This is a genomic window from Corallococcus caeni (genome assembly GCF_036245865.1).
GTDB classification, from domain to species: domain Bacteria; phylum Myxococcota; class Myxococcia; order Myxococcales; family Myxococcaceae; genus Corallococcus; species Corallococcus caeni.
The window spans coordinates 1-349 of the sequence record NZ_BTTW01000106.1; the positions used below are offsets into that span (position 1 = coordinate 1).

The following is a 349-nucleotide window of genomic DNA, read 5'->3' on the forward strand; positions in this document are numbered from 1 at the left end:
GAGCTCTTGGCCCGCAACGGGGTGAAGTTCGGAGAAGCGGTCTGGTTCAAGGCCGGTTCACAGATCTTCAGCGAGGGCGGATTGGACTACTTGGGGAACCCGAGCTTGGTCCACGCACAGAGCATCTTGGCCATCTGGGGATGCCAAGTAGTCCTGATGGGAGCCGTGGAGGGCTACCGTATTGCCGGGGGCCCATTGGGGGAGGTGACTGACCCCATCTACCCGGGCGGGAGCTTCGACCCATTGGGACTGGCTGATGACCCAGAAGCCTTTGCTGAGTTGAAGGTGAAGGAGCTCAAGAATGGGAGACTTGCAATGTTCTCGATGTTCGGGTTCTTTATTCAGGCGA

At 58.5% G+C, this 349-nt stretch carries 1 protein-coding gene; it reads left to right on the forward strand.

Features of this window, described 5'->3' with window-relative positions; all coding sequences use genetic code 11:
• On the forward strand, positions 1-349 hold a 349-nt coding region (locus AABA78_RS39365; RefSeq protein WP_338270621.1), incomplete at both ends, for a chlorophyll a/b-binding protein.